A 19,817-nucleotide genomic window follows, 5' to 3' on the forward strand; every position below is an offset into this window, starting at 1 on the left:
ATTCTGTACACCCCGCCATCATGTCCGACACCCAGTTCTGGCGCGACGCGCAATTGCCCTACGCGGAAAGCCGCCGCGCCGTGCACAGCCGCGCCTGCTACGTTGCGCACACGCACGACACCGTGTCGATCGGCGCCGTGGATGGCGGAGCCAGCGTTTTCTGCAGCGGCGGCCGGCGCCATCGGCTGCGCCCCGGCAGCCTGGTCATGGTGCCGGCGCATTGCGCGCATGCCTGCAACCCCGACGCCGGCGCCGCCTGGAGCTACCAGATGCTGCACCTGGATGCCGGCTGGACCGCCGACCTGCTGCGCGAAACCGCCCCGGACGCCTGCCTTCCCGGCCAGGCCTGCATCAGCGATGCGCCATCGGCCTACCGCCGCTTCTGCCAATTGAACATGCTGCTGTTCTCCGATGCCGCGCCTGCCGACAAAGAAGCGGCGCTGGTGCTGTATATCGGCGGCCGTTCGTGGCTGGGCCGCCCGCCGCGCGCCCCGGGGCCGCGGCTGCCCGCGGCGCGGCTGCAGCACATCGTGGCCCTGCTGCGGCGGCCCGGCAGCCAGGCGCTGCCCCTGGCCGGGCTGGCCGCGGCGGCCGGCATGAGCCGCTATCAATTCATACGCGCCTGCCGCGATGCCACCGGCATGACACCGCATGCGTATCAACTGGACCTGCGCATCGTGCAGGCGCGCCGCCTGCTGCGCGGCGGCCACAGCCTGAGCCGCATCGCGCAGGACCTGGGCTTTGCCGACCAAAGCCACTTCCAGCGCGCGTTCAAGGAACGCGTGGCGGCCACCCCGGGCGCCTACCGGCGCGCGGGCGGCTGAAGCACAGGCCCGGGGGCCTGGGCCCGCACTTTTCTTCAATACTTGCCCACCGCAAGCCGCCAGAATGCCCTCGGCATTCAGAGAGGCGGCATGGCATTTTCCTGGCAGCAATTCATCCTGGTGGCGGGCGCGCATTTTCTGGCGCTGCTCAGCCCCGGTCCGGATTTTTTCCTGATCGTGCGCGGCGCGCTGCTGCACGGCTGGCGCAAGGCGGCCGCGCTGTGCCTGGGCATTGCCGCCGCCAACGGCGTATTCATTGCCCTGGCCATCGGCGGGTTTTCGGCGCTGCGTCCGCACAGCCCGCTGTTCTACGCGTTGCAGGCTGGCGGCTGTGTATACCTGGCCTGGCTGGGCGGGCTGCTGATCCGCCACGCCCGCCCGGTGGACACGGCCCTGCAGGCCGCGGGCGGCCCGGGCGCCGCCGACGCGCCCCCATGGCACAGGCGTTTCGCCACGGGCTTCGCCTCGGGCATCCTGAACCCTAAGAACGCCCTGTTCTACGCCAGCCTGTTCTCGCTGCTGGCCGGCGAACACACCACGGGCGGCGTACAGTTTGCTTACGGGCTGTGGATGTTCGGCGCGGTGCTGGGCTGGGACCTGCTGGTGGCGGCCGGCATCGGCCACCCCGCCGTGATGGCCTGTTTCGCCCGCTACAACGCCGCCATCGAACGGGTCACCGGCGCCGTGCTGCTGTTGATCGCGGCGGGCGGATTGTGGCTGCTGGCCGACGCGGGCATTGCCGGCTGGGCCGGCTCGGCCACCCAGTAACCGCTGACCAGCGCCGCCGGCGGCGCGCTGGCGCTGACCCGCGCCGACACTTCCCACGCATCCATGCGCACGCGCAGGCCGGCATACACCCCATGGCCCGGACCGGCCAGGATGCGCCCGCCGGATTCGATGCCCTCGCCCACCCGGATGGCGCCGTCGGCGATCACGTCGCCGCCCGCCTTGATGCCCCAGCCCGCCTCGAGGTGATCGCCGCACACAACTTCGCCGGCGGCCTGGATGCCGCGCGCCGCGGTGACTTCGGCCTGCGCGCGCAGGTCGCCGCCGGTTTTGATGCCCTGTCCGGCGCGCAGCGCTCCGCCGATATCCAGCCCCTGCCCGGCCAGCACCGCCCCGGCGGCATGCGCGTCCTGCCCGGTGCGGATGTCCCAGCCGGCCCGCAAGACGCCGCCGCAGTCCAGGCGGGCGCCGGCGCTGATGCCCCAGCCGGCCTGGATATCGCCGCCGGCGCGGATGGCGCCGTCGCTGACGATGCTGCCCTGCGCCTCGATGTTGCCGCCGGCCGCGATGACGCTGCCCGCCCGCACGCCCGCCCCGCTGACGATGCGCCCGCCCGCGCGCACCACGGTATCGACGCAGATGCCGCGGCGCGCCACCAGCGTGCCCGCGAACACGATGGCGGCGGCGTCGATGGATTCCACCACCAGCACGCTGTCGGTGGGCCCGAACTGGTCGAGCAGCCAGCAGGCGTCGTCGACGCGCCCGTCGGCCACCAGGGCATCCAGCACGGCCTGATAATCGCCCTGGCCGTTGTGGTCGCGCAGGAACCACTTGTATCCGCTGGCGCAGGGGTTCTTGGCTTTGACGAAGTTCTTGGTAAGTTGCATGGCACTACGCATCAAAAATGGCTGTGGGCCCGGTGCCGCGGCGATGCCGGCGGCAAAGTGGGCCAGGCCCGCGCGCGTGCGGCGTGCGGGCCTGGATGACCAGAAAACAGGGAATCGGAAAGGCGGCGGCCCGCTGGGCCGCGCCGATTAGCCGGGTTTGGCGCGTGCGTAGGCCGAGCGCACGGCCACGTCGTGCGAGCCCACCGGAGTGGGCCGTTGCGTGGCAACCGCTGCGCGCAGCGCGAAAGAGGAAGAGACAAGCCGGGTCATGACGCAGGCATCCTACCATTCGGGCGGCCCGCGTCAAGCGCCCCCGGCGTGTCGGCTACGTCAGCAGCCAGCGAAACGCGCGCCGCAGCTCCGCCGCGCCGTGATCGGTATACCAGCGGCCGTGCGCCAGGATGATGCGCCGCGGGTCCCAGTCGATCATCTGCTGCACCGCCGCGCGCAGTTCGGCGCGGCGGCGCGAAAAGGTCAGCCGCATGTCGCGCGGCATCTGGCCGTCGGGATCCTGCACGCCGCCCAGGCGGGTCAGCCAGCGGGCGAAGGCGGAGTCCAGCTTGGCCGGCTCGAAATTCTCGATCAGGTCGGTAAGAACCAGGGTGCGGCTGCGGTAGTGGAAGAATTCCACTTCGGTCAGGTAGCTGCCGTCGATGGGCAGCGTGGCCAGTTCGGCATCCCAGGGGTAGCCGGCCGCCTGACGCAAGGGCTGCACCGGAAAATCGATGCGCCCGCCGGCCTGTTCCAGCACGCGCGGCGCCACGTACACCGCGGCCTGGCCGAACGCGCGGTGCCAGTCGGGCACCCACCAATAGTGGATGCGGCTGGGGGCCACGATCCAGCGCGGCGCGCCCAGCCGCACGATGGCATTTTGCAGTTCGGGGGTAAGCGCCGTGGGCGAATGAATGAACAGGCCGCCGCCTTCCAGCCGCAGCACTGTCATGCGCGTGGGAAAGCGCATCTTGGGCCAGGGCGGCCCGTAGCGGATGGCCGGGCCGTCGACGATCCAGACCTCGTCGTCCACCGGCTTCAGTGTGTTGACCGGCGCGTACAGCAGGCGGTCGTCATCCATGGGCGGCTCCCGCCGCCCGCCCGGCGGGCCATGCCGCGCCGGGCGGGCGGACACCGTTTACACCACGGTCAGGGTCACGTCGATGTTGTTGCGCGTGGCATTCGAGTACGGGCACACGATGTGGGCGCGCTGCACCAGGTCTTCGGCCTGCTCGCGGGCCATGCCGGGCAGCGAGATCTTCAGCTCGACTTCGATGCCGAAACCGTTGGGGATGGGGCCGATGCCCACCGAGCCGTCCACCGACACATCCGACGGAATGGCAATCTTGTCGCGATTGGCCACGAACTTCATGGCCCCCAGGAAGCACGCCGAATAGCCGGCGGCAAACAGCTGCTCGGGGTTGGTGCCGTCGCCGCCGGCCCCGCCCAGTTCGCGCGGGGTGGTCAGCTTGACGTCGAGCACCTTGTCGGACGACACGGCACGGCCATCGCGGCCGCCGGTGGCCTTGGCATGAGCGCGGTAAGCGACTTTTTCGAGAGACATGGCAATTTCCTTTCAATAAAAGTTCAGGGACAGCGGCGATTCCACCAAAGTACGGCTCGCCGGGGCCGGATACAAGTTGCTAACGATTAAATAGTGCACTACATATTTGACAGCATGATGATTCAACACAATATTCAGCCATTCGCCATCAGGCGGCCGCGCAGGTGATCCAGCTGACCCTTCAGCGCGGCCAGGTCGTCGGGCGCGCATTCGGTGGCGCACAGCACCGACACCGGCACCTGCGCGGCCTTCTGCTTCAGTTCGCGCCCCGCCCGGGTCAGGCCCACAATGACCTGGCGCTCGTCTTGCTCGGCCCGCAGGCGCGTGACCAGGCCGGCGGCTTCCATGCGCTTGAGCAGCGGCGTCAGCGTGGCCGAATCCAGAAACAGCCGGCGGCCGATATCGGACAGCGTCAGCTGGTCTTGTTCCCACAGCACCATCATTACCAGGTACTGCGGATACGTCAGGCCCAGCGGGCGCAGCAGCTTGCGGTACACCTTGTTCATGGCCAGCACCGTGGAATGCAGGGCGAAGCAGAGCTGTTCGTCGAGCAGCAGCGACGGGGCGGTGGCGGGCAAGGAACGGCGGCGATTCATGATGGAATCCATAATACATAGTGCACTATTTAATCGCAAGTTATTTTTTACGCGGCAATGCGGCCGCCAGGCGCGGCCGCTTCAGGCCGGCGGCGTATCGAATGCCCGGTGGTATTGCACGGTGCCCTGCGCGCGCCCGCGCCAGGCCTGCATCATGAAATATTCGGCCGGCACGTCCGGCAGCACCAGCCCGGCATCGGCCCGGAAGCCGAAGCGGCCGTAGTACTGAGGCCGGCCCAGCACCACGCAGCCCGCCGCGCCGCGGCCGCGCAGGCGCGCCAGCCCTTCCATGACCAGCATCGACCCGATGCCGCGCCCCTGGCTGCCCGGCGCCACCGCGATCGGCCCCAGGCCGTACCAGCCCGCCGTGACGCCGGCCGGCCCCGCGATGCTGACCGGCGAGAACGCCACATGGCCCACTACCCTGCCCTGGTCTTCGGCCACCAGCGACAGGGCCAGCGCGCCCGCGGCGCGCAGGGTGTCGATGATCGGGCCTTCGGTGTGCTCGCTGTATGGTTCGTCGCGGAAGGCGTCCTGCGTGACGGAGAAAATGGCGGCAATGTCGGCGTCGGTTTCAGGGCGTAGCAGCATGGCCGGGACATTAACACGGCGCGGCAGTCCGTAGAATAGACGGCTCTACCGCTATCACAGGCACCGCATGGAAACCGAACTCGACGGCCGTTTGCTGGCCCTGCGCCAGACCGTGGCGCTGGCCCTGGCGCTGTCCACCCGCAGCAACCCGCAGGCCACCGAACTGGCGCTGGACATCCTGGCCGAGATGAAGGCCCACGTCGCGCCGGCGCCGGCCGACAGCCCTTTCGAGGCCCCGCCCTGGGCCGGCGGCGCACGCGCGGAACTGGACGATATCGACCGGCTGGTGCGCGCGTTCACACAACAGCCCGGCGACGATTCAGGCCAGTAGCGATTCGCGCGCCGCGCGGCGCAAGGCCTGCGGCGGCTGCCCGTAGCGCCGCACAAACGCGCGGCGCATGCGCTCGGCATCGGCGAACCCGGTGGCGCGGGCCACGGCGTCGATCGTCATGTTGCCCGCCTCGACGTGCGCGCGCGCGGCGTCGGCGCGGATGCGCTCGACCGCCTTGGCCGGCGTCTGGCCGGTTTCGGCCTTGAAGCTGCGGATGAACTGGCGCGGACTCAGGCAGGCCGCGGTGGCGAGCTCTTCGATACTGAGCGGCGCCGTAAGGTGCTGGCCGATGTAGCCCAGCACGCGGCGCATGCGCTCGCTTTGCGGGGCCAGGTCCTGCAGCGCCGAAAACTGCGACTGCCCGCCGGCGCGCCGGTGGTACACCACCATGTCGCGCGCGGCCTGCTGCGCGGCATCGGCGCCCAGGTCTTCTTCGACCATGGCCAGGGCCAGGTCGATGCCGGCGGTAATGCCGGCCGACGTCCACACCCGTTCGTCGCGCAGGTAGATCTTGTCGCTGTCGACCTTGATGCCCGGGTAGCGGCGCTGCAGCTCGGCCGCATGGCGCCAGTGGGTGGTGGCGCGCCGGCCGTCGAGCAGCCCGGCCGCTGCCAGCACGAACGCCCCGGTGCACACACTGGCCAGCCGCGCGCGCCGCGCCTGCGCGGCCAGCAGGAACGCGCGCGCGCCCGGCGTGGCGCCCGTCTGGCGCGGGCCTTCGCCACCCGGCACCAGCACGATATCGGGGCGCGCGTCGCGCCACGGCCGGGTGGCCACCTCGACGCCGGCCGAACTGGCCACCCGGTCGCCGCGCGCCGACACCAGCTGCGGCGCATAGGCCGGCCCGCGCGGGCCGGCCGCGGCTTCGCCGGCAATCTGGAACACCGACAGCGGGCCGGCCATGTCCAGCAGCTGGAATCCGGGAATCATCAGGAAGGCGACATTGATAGGCATGGCAATTTTCAAGGGAAATACGTCATTCACGCCATAGCATCCATCGCTACAGTGAGGCCTGTCAACCCTTGCCTGGTGTCTACATGAGCACGCTTGCCCGCCCGCATGCCGGCCGCCGCAATGCCCGCGTCCTGGCTGTTTGCCAGGGCCTGTACATTGCCGCCATTTCCATCGACCTGACCCTGACGGCGCTGACCGGCCACATGCTGGCGCCCGACAAGGCGCTGGCCACCCTGCCGTTCGCCCTGATCACGGTGGCCGGCGCGGCCGTGACCTGGTTCGCCTCGCTGCTGATGCAGCGCATCGGGCGCCGCGCCGGTTTCGCGCTGGGCGGGCTGGCCGGCATGCTGGGCGGCCTGCTGTCGGTATGGGCCGTATTCCATGCCGACTTCTGGCTGTTCTGCGCCGGCACTGCATTGGTGGGCGTGTTCCAGGCCTTTGCGCAGTATTACCGCCTGGCCGCGGCCGACGCCGTGGCAACGGCCGCCAAGGCGCGGGCGATTGCCGTAGTGATGGCCGGCGGCGTCATCGCCGCGGTGGCCGGCCCCGCGCTGGCGGCCTGGAGCCGCGACCTGTTCCCGCTGGCCACCTTCGCCGGCGCCTACCTGATGGTGGCCCTGCTGGGCGCGGCAACGGTCGCCCTGTTGCTGGCCGCCTATCGCGACCTGCCCGACGTGCCGGCCGAAGCCGCCGGCCCGCAGGAAGCGGCCGAGCCGGCGCGCCCCCTGCGCGTGGTGGCTCGCCAGCCCATCTTCGTGGCGGCGCTGGCCAACAATGTGGTCGGCTCGGTATCGATGATGTTCGTGATGACCGCCGCGCCGCTGGCCGCCGTGGCCTGCCACCACACCATCGACGACGGGGCCAACATCATGCAGTGGCACCTGATCGGCATGTACGGCCCGGCCTTCTTCGCCGGCGCGCTGATCAAGCGCTGGGGGCTGCCCGCCATGCTGGGCCTGGGCATGGCCATCAACCTGGCCTCGGCCATCGTGGCCATCAGCTCGACCAGCCTGCCCGCGTTCTATGCGGCGCTGTTTTTCCTGGGCGTGGGCTGGAATTTCATGTTCGTGGGCGGCACCACGCTGCTGGCGCAGTCGTACCGGCCCGCCGAGCGCGGCCGCGCCCAGGGCGCCGCCGAAATGCTGCGCTACGCCGCCACCGCCCTGGCTACGCTGGCCGCCGGCCCCGCGCTGGACCTGTACGGCTGGCAGGCCGTCAACATCGCCATGCTGCCCGTGGTGGGCCTGGCCGCGCTGATGACAGCCTGGTGGGTGCGCAGCGAACGCCGCGGCCGCGCCGGCCCGGCGCGCGCCACGGCGTGACGCCTGGGCCGGCGGCGCGCGCCGTGCAATCTGTAGTTTAGAATTGCAACATCATGCGCTTGTTCGCCCGCGCCCCATCGCCCATACGCTCGCGCGCCGCCATCTGGCTGGCGCTGTGCGTATTCGCGCTGAAAGCGCTGGTGCCGCAGGGCTTCATGCCCGGCACCGATCCGGGCGCCACGCTGATCCAGCTGTGCTCGGCGGCCGGCCCCATCTGGGTGGAAGGCCCGCACAAGGCCGACCACCACCAGGATGCCCAGCACGCCGAACAATCGGCGGTCTGCCCGGTGGGCGCGGCGCTGGCCGCGCTGCCGCTGCTGTCGTCGCCGGCGGCCGTCGTGCCGGTGGCCACCATTACCCTGCATATCGCCGCGCGCGACCCGCCCGCGCCGGCCGTACACACCCCGCCTGGCGCCCCGCTCGGGGCGCGCGCCCCTCCCATCCTGCTCGGTTAGCGCATGCCATCCCGTCGCCCGCGGCGACGGTCACGCCCTTCTACCGAGAGATTCCATGCCTACCCTTTCCGCCAGGACATCCGTCCTGTCGCGGCGCACGGCCGTTTCCACGGCGCTGGCCCTGTTGCTGGCGCCCGCGGCCGCGCGCGCCCAAGACGCCGGCGGTGCCCCCGTGGCCACCCTGCCCGCCGTTTCCGTATCCGGCGACACGCCGCCGCCCACCCTGCTCGACACCGCGGCCACCGGGTCGTTCCTGCAGCTGACACCGTTCGAAACGCCCGCCAGCCTGGACATCATCACCAACGAACAACTGCGCCAGCGCGGCGACGTGACCGTCATGGACGCCATCACGCAGGCGCCGGGCATCAGCGCGTTCCGCCATCCCGGCAACGGCGGCTCGTCGCTGTCGTCGCGCGGCTTCACCGATTCGAACTCGGTGGCCATTCTGTACAACGGCCTGCGGCAATACGGCGGCCTGGGCCAGACGTTCGTGTACGACCCCTGGTCGGTGGAGCGCATCGAAGTGCTGCGCGGGCCGGCCTCGGTGCTGTATGGCGAAGGCGCCATCGGCGGCGTGGTCAATGTCATTCCCAAGAAACCCACGCGCGGCCCGATCGAAAACGAGATCCAGGCCACCGTGGGCACGCACGACACGCAGCGCCTGGGCTTCGGCAGCGGCGGCGCGCTGGACGACCGCTGGTCGTACCGGCTGGACGTCAGCGGCAACCGCAGCAACGCCGACATGAGCCTGGGCGATTCGAAAAACGCCGCCATTACCGCGGCGCTGCGGCTGGATGTGTCGCCCGAGCTGAACTTCACGCTGACCCAGGCCTATGCCTGGCAAGAGCCCACCCGCTACTTCGGCACGCCGCTGATCGACGGCGAGATCGATTATTCGCTGCGCCACCAGAACTACAACGTGGCCGACAGCAAGATCATCTACCGCGACACCCGCAGCGAATTGCAGGCCGAATGGACGCCCAACGCGGCCACCACCGTGCGCGGCCGCGTGTATTACATCGGCAGCGACCGCGACTACCGCGATGCCGAAAACTACACCTGGCAGCCCGCCAGCGGCCTGATCGAGCGCAGCGCGTACACCGCCATCCAGCACGACCAGTCGCAGGTGGGCGCACGCGCCGACGCCGCCTTCAAGGGCAATCTGTTCGGCCTGCGCAACCAGGTGTCGGTGGGCGCCGAGCTCAACCGCAGCCAGCTCAAGCACACCAATAACTCGCCCTATGGCGGCACCTCGCTGGTCGACCCCTACGACTTCGAACACGGCGAATTCATCAACGAGGCCGGCACCACGCCGCGCTACCGCAACACCGCCAGGCAGTACGCCCTGTTCGCCGAAGACCGCCTGCTGCTGACCGAGCGCTGGTCGGTGCTGGGCGGCGTGCGCTACGACCACATCGACCTCGAGCGCGAGGACCTGGAGGCCAACACCACGGCCTACCGGCGCACTTACACGAATGTGGGCTGGCGTATCGGCACGGTGTACGACGTGCTGCCCACGCTGGCGGTGTACGGCCAGTATTCCGAAGCCGCCGACCCGGTCGGCAGCCTGCTGCTGCTGTCGCCCGCCAACAAAGACTTCGAGCTGTCGCAGGGCCGGCAGGTCGAGGTGGGGGTCAAGCAGACCTTCTGGGACGACAAGGGCGAATGGACGCTGGCGGCCTATCACATCCGCAAGAAAGACCTGGTGACGCGCAACCCCGACGATCCGTCGCTGCGCGAGCAGGTGGGCAGCCAGTCCAGCCGCGGGCTGGAACTGACCGTGGGCGTCGAACTGGCGCGCAATTGGCGGGTGGACTTCAACGGCGCCATCCTGGATGCCCGCTACGACGACTACACCGATACCTCGGGCGGCGGCGCCGTCTCGCGGCGCGGCAATGTGCCGCCCGACGTGCCCGAACGCCTGGCCAATCTGTGGGTCAGCTGGAAATTCGCGCCGCAATGGACCGCCAGCGCCGGCCTGCGCTACGTGGGCAAGCGATATGCGGACAGCGCCAACGAGCTTGAGATGGCGGCCTACACCACCACCAACCTGGCCCTGCAATGGGAAGCCCGGCGCGACCTGAGCCTGGCCCTGCGCGCCTACAACGTGTTCGACAAGCAGTACGCCGAAACCGCCTACTACAACCAGACGCAATGGCTGCTGGGCACGGGGCGGCGCGTCGAACTGTCGGCCAACTACCGGTTCTGACGGCCGGCCCGCAACGATCGAGACACCATGAGCCACGACAACACTTCCGAACCCGATACCGCAAGCCGCGCCGACGTGTACCGCGCCGTGTGGCGCTGGCATTTCTATGCCGGCCTGCTGGTACTGCCCTTCATGATCCTGCTGGCCGTCACGGGCGGCCTGTACCTGTTCCACAATGAAATCGAGAACGCGTGGTACCGCGGCCTGCGGCATGTGGAGCCGGCCGCCGCGCCCGCGCGGGCGCCCTCGGCGCTGGCCGCGGCCGCGCTGCGCGCCCATCCGGGCACGCTGGTCAAGTACCTGCCGCCCGCCGCCCCCGACGCGTCCGCGCAGGTGGTGGTCAAGCCGGCCGGCGGCGACAGCCTGAGCGTGTACGTCAACCCGTACAGCGGCCGGGTGCTGGGCGCGCTGCCCGAGCGCGGCACGCTGATGTGGACTGTCCGGCGGCTGCACAGCCTGGACTACTTCGGCCCCATCGCCAACGGCGCCATCGAGATCGCCGCCGGCTGGTCCATCCTGCTGGTGCTCACCGGCATTTACCTGTGGTGGCCGCGCGGGCGCAAGCAGGGCGTGGTCAGCGTGCGGGGCACGCCGCGCAAGCGCGTGTTCTGGCGCGACATCCACGCCGTGACGGGCGCCGCCGTGGGGCTGTTCATCCTGTTCCTGGCCGCAACCGGCATGCCGTGGTCGGTTGTGTGGGGCGCCAAGGTCAACCAGTGGGCCAACGGCAGCAACTTCGGCTATCCGCCCGGCGTGCGCGTGGCGCTGCCGATGTCGGACGAACACCTGGGCCACATGGGGCCCACCACCTGGTCTCTGGAACAGGCGCGCATGCCGGAATCGCCGCACATGCACACCATGGGCCAGCCCATCGGACTGGACGCGGCCGTGGCCGCCTTCAACCGCCTGGGCCTGGCGCCGGGCTACGCCATCAACGTGCCGCAGGGCGCGGCCGGCGTCTACACCGGCTCGGTGTACCCCAACGACCTGGCGCGCCAGCGCGTGGTGCACTTGGACCAGTACAGCGGCAAGCCGCTGCTGGACATGAGCTATGCCGACTACGGCCCGCTGGGCAAGACTCTGGAATGGGGCATCAACGTGCACATGGGGCAGGAATTCGGGCTGGCCAACCAACTGATCCTGCTGGCCGCCTGCCTGGGCATCGTGCTGCTCAGCGTGGCCGGCGGCGTCATGTGGTGGAAGCGGCGCCCCGCGGGCGGGCTGGGCGTCCCGCCCATGCCGGCGGCGCGCGGCGCCCTGCGCGGCGTACTGGCGCTGATGATCGTGGGCGGCATCATTTTCCCGCTGGTGGGCGCATCGCTGCTGGTGATGCTGCTGCTCGACCAGCTGGTGCTGCGCTGCGCGCGCGTTGACACCGCGTCCTGCCGCGTGTAATTTCTACACCCATCATGCATCGACGCGCACTCCGCCTTTCCAGCCATCGCGCCCCGGCTCCCGCCGGCGCCGCGCGCGCGTCGCGCCTCATCGCCACCCCCGTCGCCCCGCCAGCGGGCGTCGTCGCGGGCCGGGCGGCACCGCCGCCCCCCGCCGCCGTCCTGGGCTGATCCCAGCCCTTCTGGCGGTTCCAGCACTTTCGCATTGAATCAGGCCGTCCGGCGCCTTCGCGCGCCGGCCGCGGCCGCTGGAACCTGTGCGTTTCCCTGACGGGTGAAATCCGATGAATCATGCAAGAACGGCCTATACGGCCCATGGCGCCACGGCGCTTTTCGTGCTGCTGTGGAGCAGCGGCGCAATCTTCTCGAAATGGGGGCTGGCGTCCGCCACGCCTTTTGCATTCCTGCTGCTGCGCTTCGCGCTGGCGCTGGCCACCCTGCTGGCGCTGGCGTGCGCCGCCCGCCAGCCGTGGCTGCCGCCGCGCGGCGCGCGCGGGCGCGTCGCGGCCACCGGCCTGACGATGATAGGCGGCTATTCGATCTGCTACTTCCTGGCGCTGGACCACGGCATCACGCCGGGCGTGCTGGCCACCACGCTGGGCGCCCAGCCCCTGCTGACCCTGGTCTTGCTGGAACGCCGCTATGCGCTGCCGCGCGTGCTGGGGCTGGCGCTGGCCCTGGCCGGCCTGGCGCTGGTGATGTGGGACAGCATCGGCCTGGCGCGCTATTCAGCCGCCGGCATGCTGTATGCGCTGGGCGCGCTGCTGTGCATGACCGGCGGCGCGATTCTGCAGAAAAGCCTGCGCCAGCCGCCGCTGCGCGCCCTGCCGCTGCAATATGCCGTGGGCCTGCTGCTGTGCCTGGCCTGCCTGCCGCTGCAGCCCTGGCGCCTGTCCGGCGGCATAGGGTTGTGGGTACCGCTGCTGTGGCTGAGCCTGATGATTTCGGTGGGCGCCACGCTGCTGCTGTACCGGCTGATCCAGGCCGGCAACCTGGTCAACGTCACCAGCCTGTTTTACCTGGTGCCGGGCGTGACCGCGCTGCTGGACTACCTGCTGCTGGGCAACCGCCTGGCCCCGCTCAGCCTGGCGGGTATGGCGGCCATCCTGGCCGGCCTGGCGCTGGTGTTCCGGGCTGCGCCGCGCACGTAGGCGCGAAGCCGGCCCGTTTCAGGCGCGCGCGCCCCGGCCGGGGCGCGTCTTCGGCGATGCGGACTCCGGCACGCCGAGCAGCCGCAGGAACAGGCCAGACAACGGTCCGGCCAGCGCCGCGCCCTGGTGTACGCCGCGCGCGATGGCGTCGTCCACCGCGCCGTGCATGCTGCTGAACAGCACGATGGCGGTCAGGCGCGGGGCGGCCAGCTTCCAGTGGCCGCCCCGCTGCCCGTCCGCCAGGATGCGTTCCAGCTGATCCAGCACCTCGGTTTTCTCGCGCGCGCCGCGGTCGCCATGGCGGGCATCGTGGAACACCACATCGTGCAGCCGGTAGTTATCCAGGTACGCCGCCACGCCGGCCTGCGTCCAGGCGCGCACGCGGGCCGGGCCGTCGTTTGGTCCGCAAGCCTGCACCGCCGCGTCCACCTGGGCCAGGAAGCCCTGCGAAAACTTGGCGCGCAAGGCCAGCAGCATTTCGTGCTTGGACGCGAAGTAATGGTAGAACGTGCCCTTGGCCACGCCGGCGGCCTCGACGATGTCGCTGACGGTGGTGGCCTCGATGCCCTTGGCGATGAACAGCTGTTCGGCGGCCGCCATCAGCTCGTCCAGGCGCACCTCGGCCGGCTTGGTGCGCGGCGGCCGGGCGGGGCTGGCGGAAGCGGAAACGAGCAGGCGGCGGGCCGTGGGCATGGCGTGCGGGCAAAGCGTGGCGAAAGCCCGAGTGTAAAAGATGCCCGGCCAGCGGGCATCCGGCTCAGGTGTCTGACTCCCGCGGGGTGTCAGACACCGGCGTATGCGGAGGCTGTCTCGGCAATAAGGTGTCTCCGACACCCTGCGGGAGCCGGACACGTGCCGATCCAAGACCCGGCATCGCCGTATACCGCCGCGGCTTATATAAAAATGATTCTTAATTCAATTGACCGACGGTCGGTCGATATATAAAATCCAGGCCTTGTCCCCTTGCCCGGCCCACCCCATGCCCATCCGCCAAATCGCCCTGGTCGCCGCCGTCTGCCTGGGCACCTTCATCACGGTGCTGGATATCAGCATTGTCAACGTCGCCCTGCCCGCCCTGCAAACCGCGCTGGACATCGACATGGCCGGCCTGCAATGGGTGGTGGATGCCTACGCGCTGTGCCTGTCGGCTTTCATGCTGTCGGCCGGCCCGCTGGGCGACCGCTACGGCCGCCGGCGCGCCTGGCTGGCCGGCGTGGCCCTGTTCGCGGCGGGCTCGGCCATGTGCGCCGTCGCGGCGGGGCTGCCCATGCTGCTGGCCGGCCGCGCCGTGCAGGGCGTGGCCGGCGCCCTGCTGATTCCGGGCGCGCTGTCGATCCTGACGCAGGCGTTCACCGACCCCGCGCAGCGCGCCCACGTGATCGGCGCCTGGTCGTCGTTCACCGCCATTTCGCTGGTGCTGGGCCCCATGCTGGGCGGCGTGCTGGTCGCCCATGCGGGCTGGCAGGGCATCTTCCTGATCAACCTGCCGGTGGGCGTGCTGGCCATCGCGCTGGGCCTGTGGAGCATTCCCGAAAGCGCGCATCCCGATCATGCCGCGTTCGATCCCGCCGGCCAGGCGCTCAGCATCGCCTGGCTGGGCGCGCTGACCTACGGGCTGATCGCCGCCGGCGAACACGGCTGGGCCCATGCCGGCACGCGCTGGGCGCTGGTGCTGGCGGCCGCCGGCCTGTGCGCCTTCATCGCGGTAGAGCGGCGCGCGGCCCGCCCGGTGCTGTCGCTGGCGCTGTTCCGGCACAGCGGCTTCGCCGTCAACAACTTCGCGTCATTCGTGCTGGGCTTTTCGGGCTACAGCAGCCTGTTTTTCTTTTCGCTGTTCCTGCAGCAGGCGCAGGGCCTGTCGCCCACGGCCACCGGCTGGCAGCTGGCGCCGCAGTTCGTGGCCATGGGCATCCTGGCCATGCTGTTCGGCCGGCTCAGCGCGCGCATTGCGCTGCCGCGCCTGATGATCGCCGGCTACACGCTGACCGGCGTCGCCATGCTGGGCATGACGGCCTTCACGCCGCACAGCGGCGCGGCGCTGGTCAGCGCGCTGATGACCCTGCTGGGCATCGGCATGGGCCTGAGCGTGCCCGCCACCAGCATGGCCGTCATGGGCTCGGTGGCGCGCGAGCGCTCGGGCATGGCCTCGGCCACCATGAACGCGCTGCGGCAGACCGGCATGGCGGTGGGCATTGCATTGATGGGCGCCCTGATGAGCGCGCGCGCCGTGCAGTCGCTGGCCTGGCAGCTGGCCGGCGCGGGCGCGGACGATGCGGCCGCCGCGGCGCGCGCCGCCGTCACCCGGCACGTGCTGCAGCCCGGCCTGCGCGGCCCCTATGCCGACGCCATGGCCAGCGGCTTTCATGCCGCCATGGTCGTGGCGGGCGGCGCGGCGCTGCTGGCGGCCGCCCTGCTGGCGATACAACGCCTGCACACCCGCCAAACTGCACTCCGGCAAGAAACAAGACGCATCTGACGGAAAAAGCCGGCTTTTTCAGCGATCTGTACGCGGCATTGCGTTACCCTTCTGCACAGACACAACGCCGCGGCCCTTGCAAAAGCGCCGCGGCGTTGTGCTTGTTCCCCCCTCAACTCAACGGAGATCCCCCTCATGAAAAAGACGCTGCTCGCCACTGCCCTGCTGGCCGGTTTCGCAGGCGCTGCTCAGGCTGAGACGTCGGTCACTCTCTATGGTGTCATCGACACCGGCATCGGCTACAACAAAATCAAGGGCGATGGATACGACGGCAGCCGCATCGGCATGATCAACGGCATCCAGGCCGGCTCGCGCTGGGGCCTGCGCGGCTCGGAAGACCTGGGCGACGGCCTGCGCGCGGTGTTCCAGCTGGAAAGCGGCTTCGATTCGGGCAACGGCAATCGCGCGCAAGGCGGCCGCCTGTTCGGCCGGCAGGCCACCATCGGCCTGGCCAACGACAGCTGGGGCATCCTGGAATTCGGCCGCCAGACCAACATGGCCTCGAAATACCTGGCCGACATCGATCCCTTCTACACCAGCTACACGCAGTCCAATCTGGGCCTGGGCGCCAGTTCCGCCAACACCACCCGCTGGGACAACATGGTGATGTACCGCACGCCTTCGGTGGGCGGCTTCGAGTTTGGCGTGGGCTACTCATTCAACGTCGACGACAACAACGCCGACGAAACAGGCTTTCGCACCGCCGACAACACGCGCGGCATCACCGCCGGCCTGCGCTACCTGAACGGCCCGCTGAACCTCACCCTGACCTACGACCAGCTCAACGGCAGCAACGGCAGCACGCAAATCGACAACAACGCCACGCCCCGCCAATATGCAGCCGGCGTGTCGTACGACTTCGAAGTCGTGAAGCTGGCGGCCGCCTACGCGCGCACCACCGACGGCTGGTTCACCGGGCAGGACCTTCCGTCCGGCACGCCGTTCAGCAATGAATTCGGCACCAACCGCTTCGTGGACGGCTTCAAGGCCAACGCATACATGGTGGGCGGCACCGTGCCCGTCGGCGGCGCCAGCAGCGTATTCGCCTCGTGGCAGCGCGTCGACCCGTCCAACGACCGCCTGACCGGCGGCGATTCCACCATGAACGTCTGGAGCCTGGGCTACACCTACGACCTGTCCAAGCGCACCAACCTGTACGCCTACGGTTCGTACGGCAAAGACTACGCCTTCATCGACGGCCTGAAGAGCACAGCCGCCGGCGTCGGCATCCGCCACCGGTTCTAAGGCGGCATAGCGGCGGCGGGCCCGGCCCGCCGCTTCAGCAGCAACTTCCTCTTCACGCCCGGCAACTGTTAACGGGCAATCATTTGTCAATATGAGGCGAGCCTTGCAGCCGCCTTAATTATTGACAATGTTATTGACGATCAAAGCCGTGCAGGCGTAACCTCGCCCACATTCAATAACAAAGCGAGCCCGCCATGACGCAGCCCCCGGATATCCCGCCCGTCGACCACACCCTTTGCCTGGGCCCTCTGCCCGACATCGCCCCCGCCACGTTCCAGGTGCCGCGCGGCGCGTGCGACACGCACGCGCACGTCATCGGCGACGGCGTGCGCTACCCGTACGTGGAAAACCGCAGCTACACGCCGCCCCCCGCGCCCGAAGACAAGTACCTGGCCATGCTGGCCGGCTGCGGCATGACCCGCGGCGTGCTGGTGCAGGTCAGCGTGCACGGCACCGACAACCGCTACATGCTGGACGTGCTGGGCCGGCACCCCGACACCTTGCGCGGCGTGGCGGTAGTGGACGCCGGCGTCACCGACCGCGAACTGGAAAGCATGCATGCCGCCGGCGTGCGCGGCGTGCGCTTCAATGTGCTGTTCGGCGGCGGCGTCGGCCTGGATGCGCTGGACCAACTGGCCCCGCGCATCGCCCGGCTGGGCTGGCATGCGCAATTCCTGATGGACGTGCGCCACCTGCCCGGCCTGATGCCGCGCCTGGCCAGGCTGCCCGTGCCCTGCGTGTTCGACCACATGGGCCACATGCCCGTGGCCGAAGGCCAGCAGCATCCCGGCTTCCAGGCCCTGCTGCATGGCGTGAAGGAATACGGCTGGTGGGCCAAGTTGTCGGGCGCCTACCGCATCAGCGACCAGTTCGACCACTACGACGATGTCACGCCCTGGGCGCAGGCCCTGATCGAAGCCGCCCCCGACCGCATGGTGTGGGGCAGCGACTGGCCCCACGTCGCCATCAGCCGCATGCCCGACACCGGCGTGCTGCGCAACCTGCTGCCCAAATGGGCGCCCACCGAAGCCATGCGCCAGCGCATTCTGGTGGACAACCCGCAGGCCCTGTACGACTTCCCGGCCGTAGGCTGAATATTCTCAACGGAGACACGACATGAGCTGGTTCCGCGAGCTGACGCCTACGGGCAAACGCACTTTCTACGCATCATTCCTGGGCTGGACCATCGATGCCCTGGACTACATGGTGTTCACCTTCGTGATTTCCACGCTGGTGGCGCTGTGGGGCATCGACCGGGGCCAGGCAGGCATGCTGGGCACCGTGACGCTGCTGTTCTCGGCCATTGGCGGCTGGGGCGCGGGCATCCTGGCCGACCGCTACGGCCGGGTGCGCATCCTGCAGATCACCATTCTGTGGTTCTCGGTGTGCACGGTGGGCATCGGCTTTACCCAGAACTTCGAGCAGATCTTCATCCTGCGCGCGCTGCAGGGCCTGGGCTTTGGCGGCGAATGGGCGGTGGGTTCGGTGCTGATGGGCGAGATCATCAAGTCGCAGCACCGCGCCCGCGCCGTGGGCACCGTGCAAAGCGGCTGGGCGGTGGGCTGGGGCGTGGCCGCCCTGCTGTACACCATTGCCTTCACGCTGCTGCCCGAGCAATGGGCCTGGCGTTGCCTGTTCTGGGTGGGCGTGCTGCCCGCCCTGCTGGTGCTGTATATCCGCAAGCACGTGCCCGAACCCGAGATCTTCCAGCAGGCGCGCAAGCAGGCCACGGACCAGCCCAAGCTGTCGCCCTGGCTGATCTTCTCGCCCGCGCTGCTGAAAACCACGCTGCTGTCGGCCCTGCTGTGCACCGGCATCCAGGGCGGCTACTACGCGGTCACCACCTGGCTGCCCACCTACCTGAAAGTGGAGCGCCACCTGTCGGTGCTGAACACCGGCGGCTACCTGCTGGTGATCATCCTGGGCTCGTTCTGCGGCTACATCGCCGGCGCGCACATGGCCGACCGCCTGGGGCGCCGCATCAACTTCATCATTTATTCGGTGCTGTCGGGCGTGTGCGTGTATGTGTACACCCAGGTGCCGCTGACCGATGAACAGATGCTGTTCCTGGGCTTTCCGCTGGGCTTTGCCGCCTCGGGCATCTTCGGCGGCCTGGGCGCCTACCTGACCGAGCTGTTTCCGTCGGAAATCCGCGCCAACGGCCAGGGCTTCGCCTACAACTTCGGCCGCGGCATCGGCGCGCTGTTTCCCAGCCTGGTGGGCTACCTGAGCAACAGCATGGGCCTGGCCATGGCCATCGGCATCTTCGCCGGCGGCGCCTACACCGTGGTGCTGATCGCCACCCTGCTGCTGCCCGAGACCCGCGGCCGCGAGCTGCCGAGCCTGGGCACGGCCGGCTAGCGGCCCGCCGGGCGGCCCGCGCGGCGCGTCAGCCGCGCGGGTACAGGTGGCGGTTCAGCGCCAGGTAGGCATCGCGCGACGGCGCCAGGTGCTCGCGGCACAGGCGGATCAGTTCGTCGCGCCGCCCCGCTTCCAGGGCCGCGATCATGGCCCAGTGCTCTTGCCGCGCGCGCTCGCGGTACGAGGCGTCCACCAGCGAACTGAAGCGGATGGGGTGCGTCTGGCGCGCGTATTCCTGGATGGCTTTCTGCAGCACGCCGTTTTCGCAAAAGCCGAACAGCGCCTGGTGAAAGCGCTGGTTGGTATGGAACACCGCGCGCGGGTCTGCGGCCGCCACGGCGCGGTCGTGCTCGCGCTGGATGTCGGTGAGCTGGCGCAGCGCCGGCGCCGGCAGGGGGCACGGCAGCGTACGCGCGGCCTCGGCTTCGAGCAATTCGCGCAGCTGGTAGAGTTCGGCCACTTCTTGCGGCTCGAAGGCCCGCACTTCGCTGCCGAAATTCTTGCGGCGTTCGACCAGGCCGCGCCGCGCCAGCTCGGCCAGCACCTCGCGCGCCGCATGGCGCTTGAAGCCGAAGCGGCGGATCAGGTCGTCTTCGATCAGGCGTTCGCGCGGATGCAGGCTGCCCAGCACGATGTCTTCTTCGAGCACGCGCACGGCATCCGAAATGCCGGACGCTTCAGCGGGCACAGTGGGCTGCGGATCTGACAAAACCTGGGACATCGACGGCAAACAGAGTGGC

21 protein-coding genes are annotated in these 19,817 nt (G+C 69.5%); 12 read left to right on the forward strand and 9 right to left on the reverse strand.

Annotated elements, in window-relative coordinates; translation table 11 throughout:
• Window positions 1–20: 20 nt before the first annotated feature.
• Together J2P76_RS12675 and J2P76_RS12680 are read left to right on the forward strand one after the other, a co-directional pair.
• The gene (locus J2P76_RS12675) at window positions 21–824 is read left to right on the forward strand and encodes an AraC family transcriptional regulator (protein WP_207407967.1); all 804 of its coding nucleotides are present in this window, start codon (window positions 21–23) and stop codon (window positions 822–824) included.
• Window positions 825–914: 90 nt separating this feature from the next.
• The gene (locus tag J2P76_RS12680; protein ID WP_207407968.1) at window positions 915–1,592 is read left to right on the forward strand and encodes a LysE family translocator; all 678 of its coding nucleotides are present in this window, start codon (window positions 915–917) and stop codon (window positions 1,590–1,592) included.
• On the opposite strand, the gene J2P76_RS12685 is transcribed toward J2P76_RS12680, so the two are convergent.
• The 6 genes from J2P76_RS12685 to J2P76_RS12705 form a co-directional block, all read right to left on the reverse strand.
• A complete protein-coding gene (locus J2P76_RS12685) occupies window positions 1,475–2,437 on the reverse strand; it encodes a hypothetical protein (RefSeq protein ID WP_207407970.1) in 963 nt (320 codons plus the stop codon). The genes J2P76_RS12680 and J2P76_RS12685 overlap by 118 nt on opposite strands.
• A gap of 147 nt (window positions 2,438–2,584) precedes the next feature.
• Window positions 2,585–2,707, reverse strand: a complete 123-nt coding sequence (locus J2P76_RS23750) for a hypothetical protein (RefSeq protein ID WP_278253113.1) — start codon at window positions 2,705–2,707, stop codon at window positions 2,585–2,587.
• A 55-nt stretch (window positions 2,708–2,762) separates the two neighbouring features.
• The gene (locus tag J2P76_RS12690; protein WP_207407972.1) at window positions 2,763–3,509 is read right to left on the reverse strand and encodes a DUF4336 domain-containing protein; all 747 of its coding nucleotides are present in this window, start codon (window positions 3,507–3,509) and stop codon (window positions 2,763–2,765) included.
• A gap of 57 nt (window positions 3,510–3,566) precedes the next feature.
• Window positions 3,567–3,992 (reverse strand): organic hydroperoxide resistance protein, encoded by a 426-nt coding sequence (locus tag J2P76_RS12695; RefSeq protein WP_207407974.1) that lies wholly within the window; start codon window positions 3,990–3,992, stop codon window positions 3,567–3,569.
• Window positions 3,993–4,126: 134 nt separating this feature from the next.
• Complete coding sequence (locus J2P76_RS12700; protein ID WP_207407977.1) at window positions 4,127–4,588, reverse strand: MarR family winged helix-turn-helix transcriptional regulator; 462 nt, start codon at window positions 4,586–4,588, stop codon at window positions 4,127–4,129.
• A gap of 81 nt (window positions 4,589–4,669) precedes the next feature.
• Window positions 4,670–5,179: a GNAT family N-acetyltransferase gene (locus J2P76_RS12705; protein WP_207407978.1), complete on the reverse strand. Its 510-nt coding sequence runs from the start codon at window positions 5,177–5,179 to the stop codon at window positions 4,670–4,672.
• Window positions 5,180–5,246: 67 nt separating this feature from the next.
• On the opposite strand from J2P76_RS12705, the gene J2P76_RS12710 reads away from it, so the two are divergent.
• Window positions 5,247–5,510, forward strand: coding sequence for a hypothetical protein (locus tag J2P76_RS12710; protein ID WP_207407980.1), 264 nt, complete (start codon window positions 5,247–5,249; stop codon window positions 5,508–5,510).
• Here J2P76_RS12710 and J2P76_RS12715 read toward each other — a convergent pair.
• Window positions 5,499–6,464, reverse strand: coding sequence for a GlxA family transcriptional regulator (locus tag J2P76_RS12715; RefSeq protein WP_207407982.1), 966 nt, complete (start codon window positions 6,462–6,464; stop codon window positions 5,499–5,501). The two genes, J2P76_RS12710 and J2P76_RS12715, sit on opposite strands and share 12 nt — an antisense overlap.
• A gap of 83 nt (window positions 6,465–6,547) precedes the next feature.
• Here J2P76_RS12715 and J2P76_RS12720 point away from each other — a divergent pair, with 83 nt between their 5' ends.
• The 5 genes from J2P76_RS12720 to J2P76_RS12740 all read left to right on the forward strand — a co-directional run bounded on the left by J2P76_RS12720 (window position 6,548) and on the right by J2P76_RS12740 (window position 12,995).
• On the forward strand, window positions 6,548–7,786 hold the full coding sequence (locus tag J2P76_RS12720) for an MFS transporter (protein ID WP_207407984.1): 1,239 nt from the start codon (window positions 6,548–6,550) through the stop codon (window positions 7,784–7,786).
• A 53-nt stretch (window positions 7,787–7,839) separates the two neighbouring features.
• Window positions 7,840–8,241 carry a DUF2946 family protein gene (locus J2P76_RS12725; RefSeq protein WP_207407986.1) on the forward strand — a complete coding sequence of 134 codons (402 nt, stop codon included), beginning with the start codon at window positions 7,840–7,842 and terminating at the stop codon, window positions 8,239–8,241.
• A 55-nt stretch (window positions 8,242–8,296) separates the two neighbouring features.
• Window positions 8,297–10,450: a TonB-dependent receptor gene (locus J2P76_RS12730; RefSeq protein WP_207407988.1), complete on the forward strand. Its 2,154-nt coding sequence runs from the start codon at window positions 8,297–8,299 to the stop codon at window positions 10,448–10,450.
• Window positions 10,451–10,477: 27 nt separating this feature from the next.
• Window positions 10,478–11,845 carry a PepSY-associated TM helix domain-containing protein gene (locus tag J2P76_RS12735; protein WP_207407990.1) on the forward strand — a complete coding sequence of 456 codons (1,368 nt, stop codon included), beginning with the start codon at window positions 10,478–10,480 and terminating at the stop codon, window positions 11,843–11,845.
• A gap of 283 nt (window positions 11,846–12,128) precedes the next feature.
• Entirely contained in the window at window positions 12,129–12,995 is an 867-nt protein-coding gene (locus J2P76_RS12740; RefSeq protein WP_207407992.1) for a DMT family transporter, read from the forward strand.
• Between the two features lie 18 nt (window positions 12,996–13,013).
• On the opposite strand, the gene J2P76_RS12745 is transcribed toward J2P76_RS12740, so the two are convergent.
• Window positions 13,014–13,688: a TetR/AcrR family transcriptional regulator gene (locus tag J2P76_RS12745; protein WP_207407993.1), complete on the reverse strand. Its 675-nt coding sequence runs from the start codon at window positions 13,686–13,688 to the stop codon at window positions 13,014–13,016.
• Window positions 13,689–13,974: 286 nt separating this feature from the next.
• Between J2P76_RS12745 and J2P76_RS12750 the strand changes: the two genes are divergently transcribed.
• The 4 genes from J2P76_RS12750 to J2P76_RS12765 all read left to right on the forward strand — a co-directional run bounded on the left by J2P76_RS12750 (window position 13,975) and on the right by J2P76_RS12765 (window position 19,077).
• On the forward strand, window positions 13,975–15,471 hold the full coding sequence (locus tag J2P76_RS12750) for an MFS transporter (RefSeq protein WP_207407995.1): 1,497 nt from the start codon (window positions 13,975–13,977) through the stop codon (window positions 15,469–15,471).
• Window positions 15,472–15,606: 135 nt separating this feature from the next.
• The gene (locus J2P76_RS12755) at window positions 15,607–16,716 is read left to right on the forward strand and encodes a porin (protein WP_207407997.1); all 1,110 of its coding nucleotides are present in this window, start codon (window positions 15,607–15,609) and stop codon (window positions 16,714–16,716) included.
• Between the two features lie 194 nt (window positions 16,717–16,910).
• Window positions 16,911–17,810 (forward strand): amidohydrolase family protein, encoded by a 900-nt coding sequence (locus J2P76_RS12760; protein ID WP_207407998.1) that lies wholly within the window; start codon window positions 16,911–16,913, stop codon window positions 17,808–17,810.
• 22 nt (window positions 17,811–17,832) lie between these two features.
• A complete protein-coding gene (locus tag J2P76_RS12765; RefSeq protein ID WP_207408000.1) occupies window positions 17,833–19,077 on the forward strand; it encodes an MFS transporter in 1,245 nt (414 codons plus the stop codon).
• Window positions 19,078–19,105: 28 nt separating this feature from the next.
• Here the strand turns inward: J2P76_RS12765 and J2P76_RS12770 are convergent, their stop codons facing one another.
• Window positions 19,106–19,798, reverse strand: coding sequence for a GntR family transcriptional regulator (locus J2P76_RS12770; protein ID WP_207408002.1), 693 nt, complete (start codon window positions 19,796–19,798; stop codon window positions 19,106–19,108).
• Between the last annotated feature and the right edge of the window lie 19 nt (window positions 19,799–19,817).

It is taken from the genome of Bordetella petrii (assembly GCF_017356245.1).
GTDB classification, from domain to species: Bacteria; Pseudomonadota; Gammaproteobacteria; order Burkholderiales; family Burkholderiaceae_B; genus Bordetella_A; species Bordetella_A petrii_D.

Excerpts from the sequence above, each read along its gene's own strand:
- J2P76_RS12675 (WP_207407967.1), top strand. The coding sequence starts at position 21 with ATGTCCGACACCCAGTTCTGGCGCGACGCGCAATTGCCCTACGCGGAA.
- J2P76_RS12680 (WP_207407968.1), top strand. The coding sequence starts at position 915 with ATGGCATTTTCCTGGCAGCAATTCATCCTGGTGGCGGGCGCGCATTTT.
- J2P76_RS12685 (WP_207407970.1), bottom strand. The coding sequence starts at position 2,437 with ATGCAACTTACCAAGAACTTCGTCAAAGCCAAGAACCCCTGCGCCAGC.
- J2P76_RS23750 (WP_278253113.1), bottom strand. The coding sequence starts at position 2,707 with ATGACCCGGCTTGTCTCTTCCTCTTTCGCGCTGCGCGCAGCGGTTGCC.
- J2P76_RS12690 (WP_207407972.1), bottom strand. The coding sequence starts at position 3,509 with ATGGATGACGACCGCCTGCTGTACGCGCCGGTCAACACACTGAAGCCG.
- J2P76_RS12695 (WP_207407974.1), bottom strand. The coding sequence starts at position 3,992 with ATGTCTCTCGAAAAAGTCGCTTACCGCGCTCATGCCAAGGCCACCGGC.
- J2P76_RS12700 (WP_207407977.1), bottom strand. The coding sequence starts at position 4,588 with ATGAATCGCCGCCGTTCCTTGCCCGCCACCGCCCCGTCGCTGCTGCTC.
- J2P76_RS12705 (WP_207407978.1), bottom strand. The coding sequence starts at position 5,179 with ATGCTGCTACGCCCTGAAACCGACGCCGACATTGCCGCCATTTTCTCC.
- J2P76_RS12710 (WP_207407980.1), top strand. The coding sequence starts at position 5,247 with ATGGAAACCGAACTCGACGGCCGTTTGCTGGCCCTGCGCCAGACCGTG.
- J2P76_RS12715 (WP_207407982.1), bottom strand. The coding sequence starts at position 6,464 with ATGCCTATCAATGTCGCCTTCCTGATGATTCCCGGATTCCAGCTGCTG.
- J2P76_RS12720 (WP_207407984.1), top strand. The coding sequence starts at position 6,548 with ATGAGCACGCTTGCCCGCCCGCATGCCGGCCGCCGCAATGCCCGCGTC.
- J2P76_RS12725 (WP_207407986.1), top strand. The coding sequence starts at position 7,840 with ATGCGCTTGTTCGCCCGCGCCCCATCGCCCATACGCTCGCGCGCCGCC.
- J2P76_RS12730 (WP_207407988.1), top strand. The coding sequence starts at position 8,297 with ATGCCTACCCTTTCCGCCAGGACATCCGTCCTGTCGCGGCGCACGGCC.
- J2P76_RS12735 (WP_207407990.1), top strand. The coding sequence starts at position 10,478 with ATGAGCCACGACAACACTTCCGAACCCGATACCGCAAGCCGCGCCGAC.
- J2P76_RS12740 (WP_207407992.1), top strand. The coding sequence starts at position 12,129 with ATGAATCATGCAAGAACGGCCTATACGGCCCATGGCGCCACGGCGCTT.
- J2P76_RS12745 (WP_207407993.1), bottom strand. The coding sequence starts at position 13,688 with ATGCCCACGGCCCGCCGCCTGCTCGTTTCCGCTTCCGCCAGCCCCGCC.
- J2P76_RS12750 (WP_207407995.1), top strand. The coding sequence starts at position 13,975 with ATGCCCATCCGCCAAATCGCCCTGGTCGCCGCCGTCTGCCTGGGCACC.
- J2P76_RS12755 (WP_207407997.1), top strand. The coding sequence starts at position 15,607 with ATGAAAAAGACGCTGCTCGCCACTGCCCTGCTGGCCGGTTTCGCAGGC.
- J2P76_RS12760 (WP_207407998.1), top strand. The coding sequence starts at position 16,911 with ATGACGCAGCCCCCGGATATCCCGCCCGTCGACCACACCCTTTGCCTG.
- J2P76_RS12765 (WP_207408000.1), top strand. The coding sequence starts at position 17,833 with ATGAGCTGGTTCCGCGAGCTGACGCCTACGGGCAAACGCACTTTCTAC.
- J2P76_RS12770 (WP_207408002.1), bottom strand. The coding sequence starts at position 19,798 with ATGTCCCAGGTTTTGTCAGATCCGCAGCCCACTGTGCCCGCTGAAGCG.